Below are 20,066 nucleotides of genomic sequence, written 5' to 3' on the forward strand. Positions count from 1 at the left end.
CTTTTTTCATGTCCTGGGAGCGATAAGGCGGGATTTTGCCACAGATTTTCGGAGGGAGTAGCTCCTTGTGCAAGCTTTTCTCATGTCCCGGAGGCGATGAAGTGCGGATTTGCCACAGATTTCAGGAAGGTGTTGGATGAGTTTGTGGCAGGAAGGGGTGTTTTGGCTTTTTGACATGTAAAACGCTTGAGCACAACCTGATTTCTGGATGATTTTTATGGCAGGGAGAAAGGAAGTGGATGCTTTGACAGGTAAAAGGCTTGAGCACAATCTTTTTTCAAGCTTTATTTTATGGCAGGAAGAAGGAATACAGGCGCTTTGACAGGTAAAAGGTTTGAGTACAACCTTTTTTCAAGCTTCATTTTATGGCAGGAAGGAAGGATACAGGCCCATTGACAGGTAAACGGTAGTGGGTACAGAGGAGCCAGAGTGTTGTAGGGGATAAGTAAAACTTATAACCCGCTATAAGAACCATGTCTTTTACAAAGGAGCCGGGCTAAAGCATAATCCTAAATAACAAATTTGATTAAGTTTTGAGGAGGACAAAGATATGAAAAAGAATCTCATTGCTACAGTTTTAGGAACAGCGTTAGTTATTGGATCACTTACAGGTTGCGGAGAGGCAGCTACAGCTAGTGCAAATGCAGCTGATACAAAAGCAGAGGAAGCTGCAGAAAAGACAGAAAGCTCAGAAACAGAAGATCAGGCACAGGCTGTTGAAGTAAAAACCATCAAGGCTGCAACAGGTGGCGGACCTAAGCCTTACGTATATGTTGGAGAGGATGATCAGCCTACAGGTTATGACATCGAGGTACTGAAGGCAGTATTCGACATTATCCCTGAATATGATCTTGAGATTGAAGTTACAGATTTCCCTTCAGTATTTGCAGGACTTAACGCAGGCAACTACCAGATTGGTGTTAACAACTTCTCATACAACGAAGAGAGAGCAAGCTCATATCTATATTCACTTCCCTATGACAAAGTAAGCTACGTGTTCGTATATGGTAAGGACCAGACACCTATCACATCACTTGCAGATGCAGCGGGACTTTCATTCGAAGGTGGTGCGGGCGTATCAGTAACAAATGCGATTGAGCACTGGAACGAGCTGAATCCTGATGCACAGATCAACATTACATACACAGAGGCAGATACAACAGTTGAGCTTCAGCACATCCAGGACGGAACAACATCCTTCGGAATCATTGATGGCCCTATGTACACAGCTTATGTTGATGAGTACGGATTTGATATCGACAAATCAAACATTCCTGAGGATGAAGTAAAGCTTATCGCTGATAATCTCTATGCATACTATATTCTTCCTAAGGATGAGACAGAGCTCAGAGATAAGATTGATGAAGCAATCAAGCAGCTCAAAGCCGACGGAACATTAAAGAAGCTCTCAGAGCAGTTCTTTGGCGGAGTTGATCAGTCACCTGAAGAAGAGATCCTTAATGCAGGAAAGACAAACTAATTAATCATGAATATTACTTATAAGACAACAAAAGAGAATATCAATTGGGAGGAGGTTGCTGAGGTCTTAAGAAGATCTCACCTCTCCGACCACTCTGCAAAAGAGCAACAGATTGTCTTTGAGAACAGCTACGCCGTCGTATTTGTATACGACGGCGAACGTATAGTAGGAGTTGCAAGGGCACTATCTGACGGACTCTTCCAGGCAGCTGTTTACAACGTTGCCCTTGATGAAGAATACCAGGGAAAGGGAATCGGAAGACAGCTCATAGGTAGGCTCCTGGAGCAGCTTAAAGGCCAGAATGTAATTCTTTATACACACCCGCATACCGTGGAGATGTACGAGAAGTTCGGCTTTAGAAGAGCAAAGACTGCTCTGGAGCTCTTTTCCGGAACTGCGGAGCAGCTTGGGTGGATGGAAGATACAGGGCTCTTCCTACCCGAGAATTACAGATTTGAGGATGAAAAAGACAGATCCGACATGAAGGGACCAACATGGAAAAATCCCGAATCGAGGATCGAGGTATAAGGGGAGACCAAAATGCCATATATAGTGCCGTTTCAGACAGTGGAGCTGTTTGAGAATACATTCAAAAAGCAGATAAATAAAACTACGGGAAAGGTTGAGGGTAGGAAATTTGTCTTTGATAAATTGTTTGGGGACGGAGAAGACAAACTACCTGTGGAGGCAGACAGGTACAGACTGATCTGGATGCCGGGATGTCCGCATTCAAACAAGGCAGTAATCACACTGCGCCTTCTTGGCCTTGACAGAGTTATCAGCATTGGCGAAACCGGCATACTCAGAGACCCGAGAGGTTGGGTGTTCTCAGAGGACCTTGGAGAAGTTGATCCCATTCTGAAGATCCATTATCTCGATGACGCGTACTTAAAAGGAGATCCAACCTTTACCGGAAGGTCCACTGTTCCTGCAATTGCAGATGTTACAACAGGGGCGATAGTGCAAAACGACCCGGTGAATATTCCCAAATACTTTGTTCTTGACTGGAAAAAGTTCCACAAAGAGAAAGCACCGGACCTTTATCCCGAGGCGCTTCGCGGAGAAATAGACGAGTGGAGCGACTTTATCAACAAGAAAGTAGACGCCTATGGATGCGGCTTTGCAAGAGACCAAGAGACCTTCGATGAGGCTTTTGATAACTACTTTAAGACTCTGGATACGCTGGAAGAGAGGCTAAAGGACAGGAGATTTATAAACGGAGATCACATCACACTTTCCGATATTCATCTCTATGTTGCCCTGATCCGCTTCCACATCAACTATCACCTGGTGTTTGGCGTCAACAAGAAAAGACTGCAGGACTACCCGAATCTTTGGGGATACACAAGAGACATCTATCAGACAAAGGGCTTCTATGATTATACGAAGCTTGAGCTTATCAAGAAACACTACCAGTTGTCTCCTCACATGAGAGCTAAGCTCGGTAATGTATACGGCCTTATAGGAACAGGACCTGATAATCGTCAGCTCCTTGCTCCCACAGGAAGAGAGAAGTTGTCAAAAGACCCTGAGCACAAGTTCACTTTGGAGGAAAATGCCAATGAACTTTTTGTCCATGATACTTTGGAACATGAAAAAGAATATCTTGAATATGCTCTCATTAAGCCCATTAAAAGGGCAGCAGAGGCAACCTATCAGAACGAGCTTGAGCGATGGGCTCATCTGGAGGAAGATGCCTTTGAAAGTATCGACTACAGGCTCGGTAATTCCGAATTTCTTCTGGGAGATGAGATAAGTGAGGCAGATAAGGAGCTTTACAAGATACTTCTTCGTCACGATCACATCTACTACTATCTGAGCAAGCTAAACTTTGCCAAGGCTACCGATTATCCGAATTTGAAAAGATATATCGAAAGACTTTCAGGTATTGAAGAAATCAGGGATCAGATTGACATTGTAAAAGAAAAAGAGCAGGCCTTTCTGGAACTGCAGGATGAAAGAAACCCTTATCATCTGATATTCAGAGGACCTGAAATTATATAAATGTTGGAGGTATATATGCCGGAATTAGAAGCAGCTGCATGCTCACTTGCAGCACACAGAAAAAAGGTTGAAGAACAAAACAAGAATAATTCAGGATTTGGCAATGTTGCCTCATCTGAGCTTAAAAGAGAAATCGCAGATAATGGTGCTTTTGTAAGACAGAAGAACAGATTTGATACACCCTTCGGAAATGAAGAGGGTCAGCTCCCTGTAGAGGCGGGCAGATACAGACTTATCTGGACTCCGCTATGCCCCTGGGCTACAAGACAGGTCATTGCATTCGGCCTTCTCGGAATCACTGAGGATGTCATCAGTGTAGGAAAGGTTGCACCGATCAGAACCCCTAAGGGATGGGAGTTTTCACTGGATGAAGGCGGAGTCGATCCGGTACTTGGAATCCGCTACCTTCCTGAGATATATGCTGAGACTGATCCCGAATACCAGGGCAGAGCAACGGTTCCCACAATCGTTGATTTAAAGACCAGAAAGGTTGTTAACAACGACTATCACAAACTCACCAACTACTGGGAGACTGTCTGGAAACCATTCTGGAAAGAGGGAGCACCTGACCTTTATCCACAGGATCTCAGAACCGGCATCGATGCTCTCAATGAAATAATCTTTAACGAGATCAACAACGGTGTTTATAAGGCGGGATTTGCACGAACTCAGGAGCAGTACGAGCTCAATTACAAGCTTGTTTTTGACAGACTTGACTGGCTTGAAGAGCACCTTAAGGACAACAGGTTCCTCTTCGGTGACAGACTTACCGATGCCGATATCAGACTCTATGTAACTCTTGCGCGCTTTGATACAGCCTACTACTTTGGCTTTAGGCTCAACAAGAAGCGCATCAGAGACTACGAGAATCTTTGGAATTACTCAAGAGAGCTCTATTCTATCCCGGCATTTAAGAATGCAACGGATTTCGATGCAATAAAGAGAGGCTACCTTCTTGGTGCAAACAAAAACCCAAGTGAGATCCTTCCTCTCGGACCTGATAACAGCGTATGGGAAGAGCCAAATAACAGAGCAGAGAAATTCGGAAAACTTGTGATTTGAGGGGGATAAAAAAAGTGGCAGTAGTAGATCACGTTACAAATAAAGAAGTACAGCAGAACGGAAAATTTGAAAGACAACCCAACAGGTTCACAACACCTTTCGGCGATGGAGAGGGAGAACTTCCTGTAGAAGCAGGCAGATACAGACTTCTGTGGGCACCTGTGTGTCCCTGGGCCAACAGATCAATCATAGTAAGAGAGCTTCTTGGACTTGAAGATGTTATCTCAGTTGGAACCCTCGATCCTATAAGACCTGACGTTCCGTGGTCAGACTGGTCTTTTACCCTGGATGAGGATGATAAAGACCCGGTTCTTGGCATCAAGCTCCTTTCAGAGGCCTATAAAAAGGCAGACCCTGACTACGACGGAAGATTCACTGTTCCTGCGCTTGTCGATGTTACAACAGGCAAGGTCGTAAACAACGATTACTTCAATCTCACTTTGTACTTTGAGACAAAGTGGGAGAAGTTCCACAAGGAAGGTGCACCGGATCTTTATCCGGAAGAATTAAGAGATCAGATAGATGAGCTCAACGCCTTTATCTTCCATGATGTGAATAACGGCGTATACAAGGCAGGATTTGCCAAGAGCCAGGAGGCTTACGAAGATGCATTCCATCTTGTGTTCAATGCCTTTGACAAGCTTGAGGAGAGACTTTCGGAAAAGAGATTTCTCTTTGGCGACTACATAACCGAGTCCGACGTAAGACTCTATGTTACCTTGGCAAGATTTGATGTAGCATACTTCAACGGCTTTAGAGTAAATAAGAAGATGCTGAAGGACTATCCGAATCTTTGGGGATACGCAAGAGATCTTTATGAGGAAAAAGCCTTTGGAGGAAATACGGATTTTGACGCGATAAAGAAGCACTATCATCTGTGCTGCCTTGAGACCAATCCGCTGAATATTCTTCCCGCAGGTCCTGATCTTTCTATCTGGAAAGAGCCTCACGGAAGAGAAAAACTTAGCGAAGATCCCGAACATAAATATAGGTCAAAAAACAGTTAAGATAGGAGAAAACCATGGACATATACAGAGTTACTAAAGATTCGCCACAGTGGCAGCATAAAGTCTATGAATATGCAAGAACCGATGCTTTTGTTTTCGGGCAGGGGATTCCTATAGAAGCAGAATATAGTCATGATGAGCCAATTGATGAAGATTATAAGGCAGTGATCATTGTGGATAATGGGAAGCCTGTTGCAGGTTGCAGGATTACATTTCCGGCAGATGATATCGGCAAGATCGGCAGAGTATGCGTTACAAGAGAATATCAGAAAAGCGGAATAGGAACTCTTCTTATTGGGGAAGCTGAGAAGTGGATCCTTGAAAGAGATGTCTCAAGAATTGTGATCAATAGCCAGGACAGAGCGCAGGGATTTTATGAAAAAGTTGGATATGAGCTGGTTCCGGGGGTTGATCCGCATCCTTTTGAGAGCAGATTATCTACAGCATACGATGATATTCCAAGGGATTATGTACCCAAGAAGAATCCGCTCGGATTCTCATGTGTACTGGTAGAAAAGAAGATATCATAAAGAAAAAAAGCCATGTGACATTTGCCACATGGCTTTTTTATTGGATTTTTTAGGGATAAAGAAATCTTATAACCACCTATAAGAACCATGTCTTTTACAAAGATGGCGGCCTCAAGCATAATTGCATTTAATAAAACAAAGGAAACGAGGAGTGAGGTATGGCTAATCTATTTGATTTCAAATTGGTATTTACACAGATACCTGATCTGCTCAGGTATCTCCCGGTAACACTTGAACTTTCAATTATTTCAATGCTTATCGGAATTATCCTGGGACTTATACTTGCGATCATAAAGATCCGTCAGGTGCCGGTCCTTAAGCATATCGCAACATTCTTTATATCACTGATCAGAGGAACACCGATACTGGTGCAGCTCTACATCGCATACTTCGGAATCCCGATGTTCTTTAAGTGGTTCAATGCCAAGAACGGAACGGACTTCAAGGTGGCTGAGGTTTCAGGCTTTGTATACGCGGTAATCGCGCTCGGCATAAACCAGTCAGCCTATAATGCAGAGTTCATCAGAGCAGCTCTTTTATCTGTGGGAGAGGGACAAATCGAGGCAGCAAGTGCGCTGGGAATGACATACCTTCAGGCACTTCGAAGAATCATCCTTCCCGAGGCAATCACAGTTGCACTTCCCTCCCTCGGAAATTCCTTTATCTCAGTAATAAAAGGAACATCACTGGCCTTCACCTGTGCAGTGGTTGAGATGACAGCCCAGGGTAAGATCCTCGGCGGAAGAACATACAGATACTTCGAAGTATATGTATCTCTTGCCATCATCTACTGGGTGATCACTATCATCATTGAACAGTTGTTAAAGGCAGCAGAGAAGAAGATTGCCATACCGGATCAGGTGGCAAACTACATTCCGGAAGATGAGGTAAAGGCATGATACAGATAGAGGAACTTTCAAAAAGATATCACGACAATATAGTTCTTGAAGATGTTTCCCTAAACATCAACGAGGGCGACGTAATAGGAATAATCGGACCTTCGGGCACAGGTAAATCAACGCTCCTTCGCTGCATAGACCAGCTGGAGATCCCGGAGAAGGGCACAATCAACCTTGGGGAAAAGACAATTGACCTGTCCAAAAAGAATAAGAAGGATATAAACGAGATAAGACAGAACACGGGAATGGTCTTCCAGAGATTCAATCTCTTTGAGAAAAAGACAGCTCTGGAAAATGTAATGGAAGGTCTTATCGTAGTAAAGAAATTGTCCAAGGAAGAGGCAAGAAAAATAGCGCTGGAGGAGCTTGCAAAGGTTGGAATGACAGCCTGGGCAAATCACTATCCAAAGCATATGTCAGGCGGACAGCAGCAGAGAGTTGCAATCGCAAGAGCTCTTGCAATGAAACCGAGGCTCCTTCTTTTGGACGAGCCCACATCAGCTCTTGATCCTGAACTTGTTGGAGAGGTTCTGGATGTTATAAAAGAGATTGCCGGAAAGGGCTACACAATGCTTCTTGTATCCCACGAGATGAGTTTTGTAAGGAACGTATCAAACAGGGTTATCTTCCTCGACAAGGGACATATCGTTGAGGACGGTACACCTACAGAAGTCTTTGAGCATCCAAAGAATCAGAGGACAAAAGACTTCTTTGCAAAAATGAATTTAATGAACCAGCCGGATTACATTATTTGATCATCATATCAGGAGGAGAGAAAAATGGGGAACGCATGCAGCATAGAGGAACACAGAAAAAAGACACAGGCAGGAGCACCTGCAGACGGATACACAGATGAACTTGCAGCAAAGTTCGCAGAAGAGGTGGGCGTTCCACCAAGACCAAGCGAAGTTAAAAATGAGATTGATGAGAGAGGCGCATTTGTAAGACAGCCCAATGCTTTCATTGCTAAGGCAGGAGAGGGCGAAGGCGAGTGGAAGCCTGAAGCAGGAAGATACCAGATATACTGGATGAAGGGCTGCAACTGGTCAAACAGACCTGTAATCGTAAGAGATATTTTAGGTCTTACAGACGTCATCTATGACATCAGAACTTCTCACAGCGGTGAGACAAACAGATACGGTCACGGCTTTGGTGATCAGGAGGGCTTTAAGGATCCCAGAACCGGAGCATACTTCCTCTCTGAGTTTTATCAGAGAGCAAACCCTGATTTTAAGGGCAGAGCAACAACACCTACTATCGTTGATATCAAAGAAAAGAAGGCAGTTAACAATGACTACCACAGAATGACCAACTATCTTGAGGTAAACTTCAGAGCACTTCAGCCTGAAGATGCACCGGACCTTTACCCGGTAAAGTACAGGGATGTCATCGATGAGTTCAATGACTGGCTTTTCCCTCATGTAAACAACGGACATTACAGAATGGCTTTCTGCCAGTCTGTTGAAGCTTATGATGAGGCATTTGATGACTTTTATGATTCACTGGATAAGCTGGAGAAGAGACTTTCCGAGAACAGATTCCTCTTTGGTGATTACATCACAGATTCTGACATCAGATTCTTTGTGACCATTGTGAGATGGGATACTAGCTACTTCAGAAACGTAGGACCTACAAAGCACAGAATCGCTGACTATCCAAACATCTATGCATACATGAAGGAACTCTACAACATTCCTGCATTTAAGAATGCTACATTCGTGCATGATCTTGTACTTGGAAGAGGCGGAGACAGAGATGCTCTCTTTGCAGACTACAACGTAAGAATTTCAAGCCAGATCGACTACGATAAGCTCTGGGCAGATGATGGCAGCAGAGCTGCACTTTCATCCGATCCTAACGGTGACATCTACTTGCGTCACCCTAAGGGAGAGACAGTAGAGGATTACCAAAGTGAGATTTCTGTTTCACACTGGAACTTTGAGTCTCACGCTGACAGAGATCCTTCAGATCCAAAGAACAGTCCGCTCAGAGTTGATGCAAGCAACAATCCTCTTAAGGGTCTTTTGAAGAACGAATAATTACTGATTGGCCGGGAGAACAACCATGGGAAAAGAGATCGCAGACAGGATAACGGATTCATTCATAAAGCTTGCTGAGATTGACGGCATAAGCTACGGGGAGAGGAAAGTTGCCGATCATCTTAAAAAGATATGGAAAGAGCTTGGAGTGGAGTTGAGTGAAGATAACGCCGGAGACAAGATTGGCGGTGATACGGGAAATTTGTTTGGCTCCGTACCCGGAAAGGGAGAGCTTAAAGACGCTGATCCGATCTTGTTCTGCGCTCACATGGATACAGTATCTCCGGGAATTGGAAAAAAGATAGTCGTCCATGAGGACGGAAAAATAACCAGCGATAAAACTACAGTACTTGGCGCGGATGACAGAGCAGCCCTTACGGTGATCTATGAAGGCTATCGGCAGGTCCTTCTGGAGGATGTTGACCATGTACCTATCGAGTTTTTGTTCACGCCTGCAGAGGAAACATATACTGTTGGAGCTTCGTCTTTTGACTATTCCGTTGTGAAGGCGAAGAAAGCTTTTGTGCCGGATTGCAGCGGTGATTTCGGAGTGTATTCATCACAGGAGCCGACTCTTATTTACTTTGAGATAACTGTTAAGGGGAAGTCAGCTCATGCGGGATTCGAGCCCGAGAACGGAATAAATTCAATAGCTGCTGCAGCTTCTGCTATTAGCAGAATAAAGCAGGGCTGGGTGAATGATCACACATCACTGAATTTCGGAACCATTGAGGGCGGAACAGTCAGCAATGCAGTATCTGCTAAGGTGCTTATAAAGGGCGAGATCAGAAGTGCGGTTCATGAGGATGCTCTTGCAGCGTTTGAAAATGTCAGGAAGGTCTTTGAAGAAGAGACGGCTGCTATTGGTGCTTCGTTAGAGTTTTTCAGTGACATAAGGCTGAAGGCTTACAAGGCTAACGAGAGCGAAACAGGAAGCGCATTGGAGCTTTACAACAAGGCTCTTTCGGCGATCGGAGAAAGGTCTTTTCCCAAGAAATCATTCGGTGGAAGTGACAACAACGTGCTGGTCAGAAACGGAATCGACGGGCTGTGCATCTACAATGCCATGCATGAGATCCACACGGTAAATGAGTATACAACAGTAGATGAATTGGTTAAGACCACACAGCTTGTCAAAAACATAATGACGGGCTGAATATATAGGAGGTTATTAAATGGGAAAGACATACGACAGCATACTTGAACTGGTTGGACACACACCTATAGTGCAGCTTCACAAGCTGGAGGCGAAGGAGGACACGGTAGCTCACATTTATGCGAAGCTCGAGTTCTTCAATCCTACTGCAAGCGTTAAGGCACGTCCTGCCCTGAACATGGTGGAAGAGGCCGAAAAGGACGGAAGACTTAAACCCGGTGGAACCATCATTGAGGGAACCAGCGGAAATACAGGAATAGGCCTTGCGGCAGTTGCTGCAGCAAAGGGATACAAGTGCATCATCTGCATGCCTGATAATCTGTCAAAAGAGCGCCTTCTTACCCTTAAGAGTTTCGGAGCAGAGGTAGTACTTACCGATTCCAAGCTCAACATGGCAGGAGCAGGTGCAAAGGCAGCTGAGATTTTAGAGAAGACTCCGGGCGGAGTTATCATGGGACAGGGCGGAAACCCTGCTAACCCGGGAGCACATTATAAGACAACAGGTCCTGAGATCTGGGAGGACCTTGATGGCAAGATTGATATTTTCCTTGCTGCATCAGGAACAGGCGGAACCATTTCAGGAGCGGGAGATTATCTTCGTGAGAAGAACCCTGATGTTGAGATCATCGCAGTTGAGCCCAAGGGAAGCGCTGTTTTGAACGGCGGAGAACCGGGACCTCACAAGATCCAGGGAATCGGAGGTGGAGCAACTCCTCCTGTGACAAAAGTAGAGCTCTTTAACGAAGTAATTGATGTAACTGATGAGGATGCTTATGTGTATGCAAGACTTATTCCTCATCTTGAAGGATTCTCTGTTGGTATTTCAGCAGGCGCAGCGCTCTGGGCAGCAGTACAGGTGGCTAAGCGCCCCGAAAACAAGGGCAAGAACATAGTTACAATAATTCCCGATAATGGCGACAGATATCTTTCCAGCGATCTTTATGATTAATATTTGGCAATAAGTAAACCATATACCTCCCGATAAGCTTTCTTTAATTTTCAAAGCTCTTTTGCCGTGATAGTATCAATATATCAAAACAAAAGAACATAATTGATTGGAGGAAAAAATCATGGCAGATATAAAGCAGAGCGCATTAGAACTTATTGGGGGAACACCACTTCTTCAGCTGAACAATTACAGCAAGAACGCAGGAGCTACAGGAGCAACAATCCTTGCAAAGCTTGAGTACTTAAATCCGGCAGGATCCGTTAAGGACAGAGTTGCACTTAACATGATAGAGGATGCAGAAAAGAGCGGAAAGCTCAAGGAAGGTGCAACAATCATCGAGCCTACCAGCGGAAATACAGGAATCGGTCTTGCAGCAGTTGCAGCAGCCAAGGGATACAGAACAATCCTTACACTTCCTGAGACCATGAGTGTTGAGAGAAGAAATCTTCTTAAGGCATACGGCGCAGAGATCGTTCTCACTGAGGGCGCAAAGGGCATGAAAGGTGCCATCGCCAAGGCTGAGGAGCTTGCAAGCGAGATACCGGGAGCTATCATCCTCGGACAGTTTGTAAACCCTGCAAACCCTGCAATCCACAAGGCTACAACAGGTCCTGAGATCTGGAAGCAGACAGACGGAAAGGTTGACATCTTCATCGCAGGTGTTGGCACAGGCGGAACAGTTACAGGTGTAGGCGAATACTTAAAGGAGCAGAATCCTGACGTTAAGGTTATCGCTGTTGAGCCCGCAACAAGCCCCGTTCTTTCAAAGGGAACAGCAGGACCTCACAAGATCCAGGGTATCGGCGCAGGTTTCGTACCTGACACACTCAACACCAAGATCTATGATGAAGTAATCGCAATCGAGAATGAAGATGCTTTTGCTGAGGGCAAGAGATTTGCAGTTTCAGAAGGAATCCTGGTTGGTATTTCATCAGGTGCTGCACTTAAGGCAGCAACAATCGTTGCAAACAGAGAAGAGAACAAGGGCAAGAACATCGTAGTGCTTCTTCCCGACTCAGGTGACAGATATCTTTCAACACCTCTCTTCGCAGATTGATAAGGCTCATAATAGTTTCTTTTTCATAACATATTTAAAGGTTGCTCCACGGCTCATTCGCTGTGGAGCAATTATCATAAATAAAATGAGTCACTGGGGACGTTTCAGTTTGACTCATTTTGAGTCAAACTGAAACGTCCCCAGTGACTCATTAATAAAAAACAGGATATGGTGGCTATGGGAAAATACGATTTTGACAAGATTATTGACAGAAGAAATACTGACTGTATCAAGTGGGATTTCGGTATGCAACGAAAGGGCAGGGATGACCTGCTTCCGCTATGGGTTGCTGACATGGATTTCAGGCTCCCCGAAGAAGTGGTAAAAGACATTTTAGACAGAGTGCAGCACGGAGTATTCGGCTACACGGATCCGGGTGATAAATACAGAAACACGGTTAAGGAGTGGTATGAGAGAAGGCATGGTTTTACTTTTGATGGAAAAGACATCACAGTTACCCCGGGAGTTGTCTACGCCATAGCCATTGCCATCAGGGCATTTACAGAGTCCGGCGATGCTGTACTGATTCAGCAGCCGGTGTACTATCCGTTTTATGAGACTATCGTTCTCAACAAAAGAAAAGTCGTCAACAATCAGCTTGTCTACAAAGGTGGGCATTATGAAATAGATTTTGAAGATTTTGAGAAAAAGATCATTGATAACAATGTAAAGATGTTCCTGCTCTGCAGCCCGCATAATCCGGTGGGAAGAGTGTGGACCGTGGAAGAGCTGACAAGGCTCGCGGAAATCTGCAAAAAGCATGATGTATATGTCTTTGCGGATGAGATTCACTCAGACTTTGTCTATCAGGGATTTAAGCATACTTCTTTCATGAGTCTTGCACCGGAACTGAGAGAAAAACTTGTGCTTGGAACTTCACCAAGCAAGACCTTTAATCTGGCGGGACTTCAGGTTGCAAATATCATCATACCCGATAAGGAAATGCATAGGTCTTTTGACAGAGAAAATGAAGCCGCCGGCTATTCACAGCCGAACGTCCTTGGAATGGTTGCCTGCATGTCGGTTTATACAAAGGGCGAGCAGTGGCTGGATGAGCTTTTGGAGTACCTTAAGGAGAATCTTGATTACGTGAGGGAGTACTTAAAGGAGAGTATTCCACAGGTTAAGCTCATTGAACCTGAGGGAACTTATCTTATCTGGCTTGATTTCTCGGCAGTTACGGACAATCACAAGGAGCTTGAGGACATCATAGTCAATAAGGCAAAGCTCTGGCTTGATCCGGGGATCATATTTGGCAGAGAGACTAATCTTTTTGAGAGGATCAACATAGCATGCCCGAGGTCAATTTTGAAACAGGCTTTGGAGCAGCTTAGTGAGGGAGTCAACGGGGACGGTTCTTTTTGACTCCTTTTTTCAGAAAAGTAGACATATAAGATGAAGTGGTAAAAAAGGAGTCAAAGAGAACCGTCCCCATTGACTCCCTGGGAGGAGACATAGATGGAAAATTACAGTATAGAGACGGTCTGCCAGTTGAATGATAAGTCAATTGCAGATCAGTGGGGAGCCCTGAGTTTCCCCATATATCAGTCGGCGACTTTCGCCCATCGGGGGCTTGGCGAGAGCACCGGCTTTGATTACACAAGAATGCAGAATCCAACAAGGCAGCAGCTTGAGTACGTTGTGGCATCGCTTGAGCACGGCACCGATGCCATGGCTTTTGCCAGTGGAATGGCAGCAGTTGCGGCTGTGATGGAGCTCTTTAGACCTGATGATCACTTTATTGTGGATTCCGATCTTTACGGCGGAAGCATCAGGCTCTTTAACGAGATCAGTAAAAAGAATGGTCTGACCTTCACCACAGGCGACCTCAGCAGTGGGGATTACAGATTTCTTTTCCAGAATAATACAAAGGCTGTATATCTCGAGACGCCCACCAATCCTATGATGAATGTTACGGACATCGCAGAGTTGGCAGTGGAAGCCCACAAGAGAGATGCGCTACTGATTGTGGACAACACTTTCCTGTCACCTTACTTCCAGAATCCTCTGGATCTTGGGGCTGACATCGTTATCCATTCCGGAACCAAGTTCCTGGGCGGACATCACGATACCATCGGAGGCTTCGTTGTTGTTAAGGATAAAGAGCTTGATGAGCGCCTACGCTATATCTACAAGACCACAGGCGCCGGCCTTTCACCCTTTGACAGCTGGCTGATCCTCCGCGGAATCAGGACGCTCTCGGTACGACTTGACCGCGCCCAGGAGAATGCTTTCAAGATTGCTGAGTACTTAAAGACCAACAAGTACGTGACCAAGGTCATCTATCCCGGCCTTCCCGAGCATCCGGGCTACAAGATTTCCACGAAGCAGGCCAGGGGCTACGGAGCAATGCTGAGTTTCGAGGTTGAGTCAAAAGAGCTTGTGGAACATATTTTAAGGAGTCTTGAGCTGATCTACTTTGCCGAGAGTCTTGGCGGAACAGAGACACTCATAACCTATCCCATTACACAGACCCATGCAGACGTGCCTAAGGATCTTTTAGCAAAGAACGGCATTACCGACAGGCTTCTGAGGCTCTCAGTCGGAATTGAGAACGCGGACGACCTCATTGCAGATCTGGAGCAGGCTTTCGCCTCATTCTCTTGAAGTCATGGGGACGGTTCTTTTGACTTCATGTTTTGAGTCAACGGGGACGTTTCAGATTGACTCACTTTGAGTCACTGGGGACGTTTCAGATTGACTCATATTTGCATCACAAGCGGCTTATTTTATAGGTGATGGTTGGAAGTGAAATTTGAATTGCATCACAAAAATTGGTATATGAAAAAATAGTTGGAAATTACAAACCTATACGCTTGGAAAATTTCATGGCTAACACAGTGGCTACATCACAGCTGCCTGCTCCACGGTACGTTGTGATGTAGTTTTTTGCAAGTATTACTAGATGCCACCTAAAATCCTTTTTGTGATTTCCAACTATTTTTTATATGGAAGAGAGTTGTGGGGTGGTCGAAATAACGTTTCCAACCAAGGTGAAATTATTTGCCTGTTGTGATGCTATAGCAGAAGTTTATAACAGGCTATAACAGATGTGTATTTTACGCCGGGACAGGCCTCGTGCATAATTAATTTGTAAGATAAACATGCACCTGAAAAGAGGTCTGATATGAAGAATATTCTTGCGTTTGGCGATTCAAATACATGGGGACTGGTTCCCGGAACTAAGGAGAGATATCCCTGGGGAGTAAGATGGACAAGCCTGGTTCAGGAGAGCCTTTCCGATGCCAGAGTTATAGAAGAGGGATTGTGCGGAAGGACAACAGTTTTTGAAGATGAGCTTCGTCCATTAAGAAAGGCTTTAGATGCGCTTCCTATGGTGCTTGAGAGCACGTATCCGGTGGATGCGGTGATCATTATGCTGGGCACAAATGACTGCAAATCTTTATTCCATGCTAATGCCTACACCATAGCCAAGGGCCTTGAGCAGTGCCTTAATACAATCAGCAGCTACGTTTCTTCAGATAAGATACTGGTTGTATCGCCGATTCATTTGGGGGAAGAAGTTTGGAGAGAAGATAAAGATCCCGAGTTTGACAGCCGCTCAGTAGAGACAAGTAAGGATCTTCAGAAGTTCTACAGACAGGTTGCAAAGGAGAGAGGATATAAGTTCCTGGCAGCTTCGGATTATTCAAGGCCCAGCAATATCGATGAGGAGCATATGGACGAAGAGGGACATAAGAAGCTGGCAGAAGCTATTCTTGAGAAGATACAGGAGATGAAGATAGCTAAAATGGACAAAGACAAGGGGACGTTTCAGTTTGGCTCATTTTGATTTGCAAAATGAGTCAAACTGAAACGTCCCCTTTGACTCATGGCAAGTGCGCTTAAAATCTGCTTATCAATGATTTTTTTCTTCATAAACTCACATTCCTCACAGTTATACTAGTTTCCGATTTATATCATGGTAACATCGCTATAATCATAAGAATAATCATAATTGGGCACTGAAAATGTTTTAATAGTTTCTTGATGCAAGCTTTAAAAAATTAATTGTTTTTTAACACTTTATTGATTTAAAGACGAAAAGCGTGTTATCATTTCAGAAAATATTTTTTTAAGGAGTTTTAGCATGACCATACTTCAGTTGAAATATGTTATTGCCATAGATGAAGAGTGCTCCATGAGAAAAGCTGCAGACAGGCTCTATGTTTCACAGCCCGGTCTTTCAAGTGCCGTAAGGGATCTTGAGAGCGAGCTTGGAATCCAGATTTTTGAGAGAGTCCACAACGGCGTAGTAACAACAGCTGCCGGAGCTTCTTTTATTGCATACGCAAGAAATGCCGTGGAGCAGTTTGAGAAGGTTGAGGACAAGTACTTAAATGCCAAGAACGAAAGGCCCACATTCTCAGTATCCATGCAGCATTACACCATAGCCGTTGACGCGTTTATCGATACGGTAAAAGAGTATGATCTCCCCGAGTATCAGTTCTCAATCCGTGAAACCCAGACCAGCGAAGTGATTGAGGATGTTAAGACCTTAAAGAGTGAAGTCGGAGTTATTGCACTTTCCGACTTTAACAAGGCGACATTCAAGAAGATATTTGTGGATGCAGCTCTGGAGTTCCATGAGCTCTTTTCTCGTGATACCTATGTTTACCTTAGCAAGGACCATCCCCTGGCTGATGCAAAAGAGCTATCGCTTGAGGACCTTCAGGACTATCCCTGCATGGTATTCGATCAGGGCGACAATACCTCTTTCTACTATAGAGAAGAGGCCCTTGCTACCTACGATTACAAGAAGGTTATCTCAACCAACGAAAGAGCTACATCAATCGAGCTCATGCTGGGACTTGACGGATACGCTGTCGGCGCAGCAATGCTTGGTGAGGGTAAGACTTCATCCGATATCCATGTAATCAAGCTAAAAGAGGACGAGATGCTGACCTTTGGCTACATCACCAGAAAAGGTCAGGAGCTTAGCGACATGGGCAAAACCTTTGTTGAGAAGCTGGAGAGACATAAGGAGAACTGATCACCCTATAAGCTTTATTTATCGGCGTCTATAAACCCCTTGTTATTGCACGGGTGCAAAACGGGGAGTATATTATAGAAAATAGTTAATAACTGAGGAGGACAATTATGAAAAAGAACGTATTGGCAAGCCTTGTACTTGCAACAACATTAACTCTTGGCGCTCTTACAGGCTGCGGAGACGCAGCACCTGCAGAGACCACACAGACAACAGAGACAACCGAGGCAGCTTCTGAGGCACAGGCAGAAGCTCCTGCTACAGCAGATTCAGGTGACAAGAAGATCACAGTTGGTGCAACACCTGTACCTCACGCTGAGATCCTTGACAACATCGTAAAAGAGGTTCTTGCAGAGGATGGATGGGAACTTGAGACTGTAGTTTTCTCAGATTACGTGCTTCCTAACACATCACTTGAGCAGGGAGAGCTTGATGCAAACTACTTCCAGACTCTTGGTTACATGAACCAGCAGAACCAGGATGCAGGCCTTCACCTTACAGCAGTAGCAGGCATCCACATCGAGCCAATGGGTATCTACTCACAGAAATATAAGGCTCTTTCAGAGCTTCCTGATGGCGCAACAATCGGTATTCCTAACGATCCTGATAACGGCGCAAGAGGACTTGACCTTCTTGTTCAGAAGGGACTTCTTGTTTCAAAGGGTGACTTCGGAACAGATCCAAGCTACACAGAGGATACACTTTCAAAGGATAAGGATGCTAACCCTCACGGATATGTGATCACACCTCTTGAGGCAGCAAACCTTCCACTTTCACTTCCTGATCTTGATGCAGCTACAATCAACGGAAACTATGCACTTGAGGCCGGTCTTCCTGCTGAGTATCCTGCACTTGATATCGAGACATTTGATGATGAGACAACTGTAAAGAGAACAAACTTCCTTGTTGTTAAAGAGGGCAACGAGTCTTCAGAGAAGACACAGGCTCTTATCAAGGCTCTTCAGTCTGACAAGGTTCAGAAGTACATTGACGACACATACAAGGGTGCAGTTATCACATCTTTCATTGATGCACAGTAATTTTAGCCATTAGCCATAACATAATAATCCTACCAATGAGAAAAGACACGCTGCCCATTTGCAGACGTGTCTTTTTCCATATAATGCGAAGCAGTCCGCATTGTGGTACAATAGAGCATGTTTAGGGCAAAAGAGCTCTTATCAAATCAGATTGGAACGAGAAGAAATGATAACTATCAGTAATGTTAAGAAAACCTTCGACAGAACAGAGGTACTTAAAAACGTCTCCATGGAAATTGAGAATGGAGAGATATTCGGAATAATCGGTCAGTCCGGAGCAGGAAAATCAACACTGCTGCGCTGTATCAACGGACTTGAGACCTATGACAGAGGAGAGATCAGGGTAGACGGTAAGCTCGTTGATGTTAAGAAAAAAAAGGAGCTGCGCCTTCTTCAGAAGAGAATGGGTATGATCTTCCAGGGCTTTAATCTTCTTGAGAGACTGGATGTCTACCACAACGTGGCACTGCCCATGAAGTTCTGGGGAATTCCCACCAATACTCCGGAGGCAAAAGAGAAGATCATGAACCTCATTCGCCTGGTCGGCCTTGAGGAGAAGGTCCACGCCAAGCCAAGGGAACTCTCCGGCGGTCAGAAGCAGAGAGTTGCCATTGCAAGAGCGCTGGTACTTGATCCGGAGATCCTTCTTTGCGATGAGGCAACAAGTGCGCTGGATCCGGAGATTACAAAGGGTATATTAGCTCTTTTGCAGAGGATCAATAAAGAAATGGGCATCACCATCGTAGTGGTTACTCATCAGATGGAAGTTGTTAAGCAGATCTGCCAGAGAGTTGCATTTCTTAGTCACGGACAGATGCTGGCTATCGGCAAGCCCGAGCAGCTCTTCGTATGGCCCAAGGAGAGGGAGATCAGAGACTTCCTGCGTGAAGAGTCTGACAAGCTTCCTACTACCGGAATCAATCTAAAGCTCTTTTTCTTCGGAGAAGGCAATCAGAGGCCTATCGTTACGCAGATGTCTCAGGAGCTTCAGACAGATTTCAATATCTGCTGGGCTAAGCTTGAGGACTTCAGAGAGGATGTTTACGGAAGCCTGGTTCTCAACATGGAGGAAAAAGACCTTGAGAGAGCATGCGCTTTCCTGGATTCCAAGGGCGTTACCTGGGAAGTGATCAAATAAGAAAGTAACTCATTCGGAGGAAAAATAGATGTTAGAGCAAATACTTAATCCCGCCATTTATCCAATTATTCTGCAGGCGTTTTGGAAGACCCTTGTCATGGTTTTCTGGTCAACGCTCTTTTCTGTGATACTTGGATTTATTCCGGCGGTAATACTTACACTTACAGCACCCGGAGGACTTAAACCAAACAAGATTGTGTATGGAATCCTGAGCTTTATTGTAAATGTGTTCAGAAGCTTTCCTTTCATCATCCTGCTGGTTATCCTTATCCCCTTCACAAGGGCACTGGTTGGAAAGTCCATCGGTACAACGGCTGCGATCGTTCCGCTTACTGTTTCAGCGATTCCTTTTATCGCAAGGGTGTTTGAGACGTCTCTCAGGGAGACCAATCCCGGAGTTATCGAGGCTGCAAGATCCTTTGGGGCTTCAAACTTCCAGATACTTATGAGAGTTTATGTAAAAGAGTCTATTCCGAGAATGCTCAACGGAATCGTGCTTCTTGTTATCTCACTTGTGGGCTACTCAGCTATGGCAGGAACTGTTGGAGGCGGCGGTGTCGGTGATATCGCAATCCGCTATGGATATCAGCAGTACAAGACTGAATACCTGATTGTGTGCTCACTGATACTTATCATATTTGTACAGGCTGTGCAGGCTCTTGGCAATTTGATGTACAAAAAGATGAGCTGATAGTTTTTTAGGTAGTTGCTTCTT

The 20,066-nt window shown here is 44.8% G+C and carries 19 protein-coding genes; all 19 read left to right on the forward strand.

Going from position 1 to position 20,066, the window contains the following annotated elements; all coding sequences use genetic code 11:
- Positions 1 to 550: 550 nt before the first annotated feature.
- Positions 551 to 1,480, forward strand: coding sequence for a transporter substrate-binding domain-containing protein (locus tag G632_RS0116015; protein ID WP_022770483.1), 930 nt, complete (start codon positions 551 to 553; stop codon positions 1,478 to 1,480).
- 6 nt (positions 1,481 to 1,486) lie between these two features.
- Positions 1,487 to 2,008, forward strand: coding sequence for a GNAT family N-acetyltransferase (locus G632_RS20470; RefSeq protein ID WP_022770484.1), 522 nt, complete (start codon positions 1,487 to 1,489; stop codon positions 2,006 to 2,008).
- A 12-nt stretch (positions 2,009 to 2,020) separates the two neighbouring features.
- Positions 2,021 to 3,484 (forward strand): glutathione S-transferase C-terminal domain-containing protein, encoded by a 1,464-nt coding sequence (locus G632_RS20475; RefSeq protein ID WP_022770486.1) that lies wholly within the window; start codon positions 2,021 to 2,023, stop codon positions 3,482 to 3,484.
- A 15-nt stretch (positions 3,485 to 3,499) separates the two neighbouring features.
- Positions 3,500 to 4,546 carry a glutathione S-transferase family protein gene (locus G632_RS0116030; RefSeq protein WP_022770487.1) on the forward strand — a complete coding sequence of 349 codons (1,047 nt, stop codon included), beginning with the start codon at positions 3,500 to 3,502 and terminating at the stop codon, positions 4,544 to 4,546.
- Between the two features lie 14 nt (positions 4,547 to 4,560).
- Positions 4,561 to 5,553, forward strand: coding sequence for a glutathione S-transferase family protein (locus G632_RS0116035; protein WP_022770489.1), 993 nt, complete (start codon positions 4,561 to 4,563; stop codon positions 5,551 to 5,553).
- A 14-nt stretch (positions 5,554 to 5,567) separates the two neighbouring features.
- Positions 5,568 to 6,083, forward strand: coding sequence for a GNAT family N-acetyltransferase (locus tag G632_RS20480; protein WP_022770490.1), 516 nt, complete (start codon positions 5,568 to 5,570; stop codon positions 6,081 to 6,083).
- A gap of 158 nt (positions 6,084 to 6,241) precedes the next feature.
- A complete protein-coding gene (locus G632_RS0116045; protein ID WP_022770492.1) occupies positions 6,242 to 6,982 on the forward strand; it encodes an amino acid ABC transporter permease in 741 nt (246 codons plus the stop codon).
- The gene (locus G632_RS0116050; RefSeq protein ID WP_022770493.1) at positions 6,979 to 7,737 is read left to right on the forward strand and encodes an amino acid ABC transporter ATP-binding protein; all 759 of its coding nucleotides are present in this window, start codon (positions 6,979 to 6,981) and stop codon (positions 7,735 to 7,737) included. Before G632_RS0116045 ends, G632_RS0116050 begins: the two co-directional genes overlap by 4 nt.
- 24 nt (positions 7,738 to 7,761) lie before the next feature.
- On the forward strand, positions 7,762 to 9,021 hold the full coding sequence (locus G632_RS20485) for a glutathione S-transferase C-terminal domain-containing protein (RefSeq protein ID WP_022770494.1): 1,260 nt from the start codon (positions 7,762 to 7,764) through the stop codon (positions 9,019 to 9,021).
- A gap of 25 nt (positions 9,022 to 9,046) precedes the next feature.
- Complete coding sequence (locus G632_RS0116060) at positions 9,047 to 10,177, forward strand: M20/M25/M40 family metallo-hydrolase (protein WP_022770496.1); 1,131 nt, start codon at positions 9,047 to 9,049, stop codon at positions 10,175 to 10,177.
- A gap of 19 nt (positions 10,178 to 10,196) precedes the next feature.
- On the forward strand, positions 10,197 to 11,126 hold the full coding sequence (cysK, locus tag G632_RS0116065; protein WP_026512649.1) for a cysteine synthase A: 930 nt from the start codon (positions 10,197 to 10,199) through the stop codon (positions 11,124 to 11,126).
- A gap of 121 nt (positions 11,127 to 11,247) precedes the next feature.
- A complete protein-coding gene (gene cysK / locus G632_RS0116070) occupies positions 11,248 to 12,183 on the forward strand; it encodes a cysteine synthase A (RefSeq protein ID WP_022770497.1) in 936 nt (311 codons plus the stop codon).
- 177 nt (positions 12,184 to 12,360) lie between these two features.
- The gene (locus G632_RS0116075; protein WP_022770498.1) at positions 12,361 to 13,548 is read left to right on the forward strand and encodes a MalY/PatB family protein; all 1,188 of its coding nucleotides are present in this window, start codon (positions 12,361 to 12,363) and stop codon (positions 13,546 to 13,548) included.
- A gap of 93 nt (positions 13,549 to 13,641) precedes the next feature.
- Positions 13,642 to 14,790, forward strand: a complete 1,149-nt coding sequence (locus tag G632_RS0116080; RefSeq protein WP_022770500.1) for a trans-sulfuration enzyme family protein — start codon at positions 13,642 to 13,644, stop codon at positions 14,788 to 14,790.
- 520 nt (positions 14,791 to 15,310) lie between these two features.
- Positions 15,311 to 15,976: a GDSL-type esterase/lipase family protein gene (locus tag G632_RS20490; protein WP_022770501.1), complete on the forward strand. Its 666-nt coding sequence runs from the start codon at positions 15,311 to 15,313 to the stop codon at positions 15,974 to 15,976.
- 297 nt (positions 15,977 to 16,273) lie between these two features.
- On the forward strand, positions 16,274 to 17,176 hold the full coding sequence (locus tag G632_RS0116090) for a LysR family transcriptional regulator (RefSeq protein ID WP_022770503.1): 903 nt from the start codon (positions 16,274 to 16,276) through the stop codon (positions 17,174 to 17,176).
- A gap of 107 nt (positions 17,177 to 17,283) precedes the next feature.
- Positions 17,284 to 18,213 (forward strand): MetQ/NlpA family ABC transporter substrate-binding protein, encoded by a 930-nt coding sequence (locus G632_RS0116095; RefSeq protein WP_022770504.1) that lies wholly within the window; start codon positions 17,284 to 17,286, stop codon positions 18,211 to 18,213.
- A 166-nt stretch (positions 18,214 to 18,379) separates the two neighbouring features.
- Positions 18,380 to 19,351, forward strand: a complete 972-nt coding sequence (locus G632_RS0116100) for a methionine ABC transporter ATP-binding protein (RefSeq protein ID WP_022770505.1) — start codon at positions 18,380 to 18,382, stop codon at positions 19,349 to 19,351.
- Positions 19,352 to 19,379: 28 nt separating this feature from the next.
- Positions 19,380 to 20,042 carry a methionine ABC transporter permease gene (locus tag G632_RS0116105; protein ID WP_022770507.1) on the forward strand — a complete coding sequence of 221 codons (663 nt, stop codon included), beginning with the start codon at positions 19,380 to 19,382 and terminating at the stop codon, positions 20,040 to 20,042.
- Positions 20,043 to 20,066: the final 24 nt, after the last annotated feature.

This window comes from Butyrivibrio sp. NC2007 (assembly GCF_000421405.1).
Classification (GTDB): Bacteria; Bacillota; Clostridia; order Lachnospirales; family Lachnospiraceae; genus Butyrivibrio.

Excerpts from the sequence above, each read along its gene's own strand:
- G632_RS0116080 (WP_022770500.1), top strand. The coding sequence starts at position 13,642 with ATGGAAAATTACAGTATAGAGACGGTCTGCCAGTTGAATGATAAGTCA.
- cysK (WP_026512649.1), top strand. The coding sequence starts at position 10,197 with ATGGGAAAGACATACGACAGCATACTTGAACTGGTTGGACACACACCT.
- G632_RS0116015 (WP_022770483.1), top strand. The coding sequence starts at position 551 with ATGAAAAAGAATCTCATTGCTACAGTTTTAGGAACAGCGTTAGTTATT.
- G632_RS0116105 (WP_022770507.1), top strand. The coding sequence starts at position 19,380 with ATGTTAGAGCAAATACTTAATCCCGCCATTTATCCAATTATTCTGCAG.
- G632_RS20485 (WP_022770494.1), top strand. The coding sequence starts at position 7,762 with ATGGGGAACGCATGCAGCATAGAGGAACACAGAAAAAAGACACAGGCA.
- G632_RS0116050 (WP_022770493.1), top strand. The coding sequence starts at position 6,979 with ATGATACAGATAGAGGAACTTTCAAAAAGATATCACGACAATATAGTT.
- G632_RS0116090 (WP_022770503.1), top strand. The coding sequence starts at position 16,274 with ATGACCATACTTCAGTTGAAATATGTTATTGCCATAGATGAAGAGTGC.
- cysK (WP_022770497.1), top strand. The coding sequence starts at position 11,248 with ATGGCAGATATAAAGCAGAGCGCATTAGAACTTATTGGGGGAACACCA.
- G632_RS0116075 (WP_022770498.1), top strand. The coding sequence starts at position 12,361 with ATGGGAAAATACGATTTTGACAAGATTATTGACAGAAGAAATACTGAC.
- G632_RS20480 (WP_022770490.1), top strand. The coding sequence starts at position 5,568 with ATGGACATATACAGAGTTACTAAAGATTCGCCACAGTGGCAGCATAAA.
- G632_RS20490 (WP_022770501.1), top strand. The coding sequence starts at position 15,311 with ATGAAGAATATTCTTGCGTTTGGCGATTCAAATACATGGGGACTGGTT.
- G632_RS0116095 (WP_022770504.1), top strand. The coding sequence starts at position 17,284 with ATGAAAAAGAACGTATTGGCAAGCCTTGTACTTGCAACAACATTAACT.
- G632_RS0116100 (WP_022770505.1), top strand. The coding sequence starts at position 18,380 with ATGATAACTATCAGTAATGTTAAGAAAACCTTCGACAGAACAGAGGTA.
- G632_RS0116045 (WP_022770492.1), top strand. The coding sequence starts at position 6,242 with ATGGCTAATCTATTTGATTTCAAATTGGTATTTACACAGATACCTGAT.
- G632_RS20475 (WP_022770486.1), top strand. The coding sequence starts at position 2,021 with ATGCCATATATAGTGCCGTTTCAGACAGTGGAGCTGTTTGAGAATACA.
- G632_RS0116030 (WP_022770487.1), top strand. The coding sequence starts at position 3,500 with ATGCCGGAATTAGAAGCAGCTGCATGCTCACTTGCAGCACACAGAAAA.
- G632_RS0116060 (WP_022770496.1), top strand. The coding sequence starts at position 9,047 with ATGGGAAAAGAGATCGCAGACAGGATAACGGATTCATTCATAAAGCTT.
- G632_RS20470 (WP_022770484.1), top strand. The coding sequence starts at position 1,487 with ATGAATATTACTTATAAGACAACAAAAGAGAATATCAATTGGGAGGAG.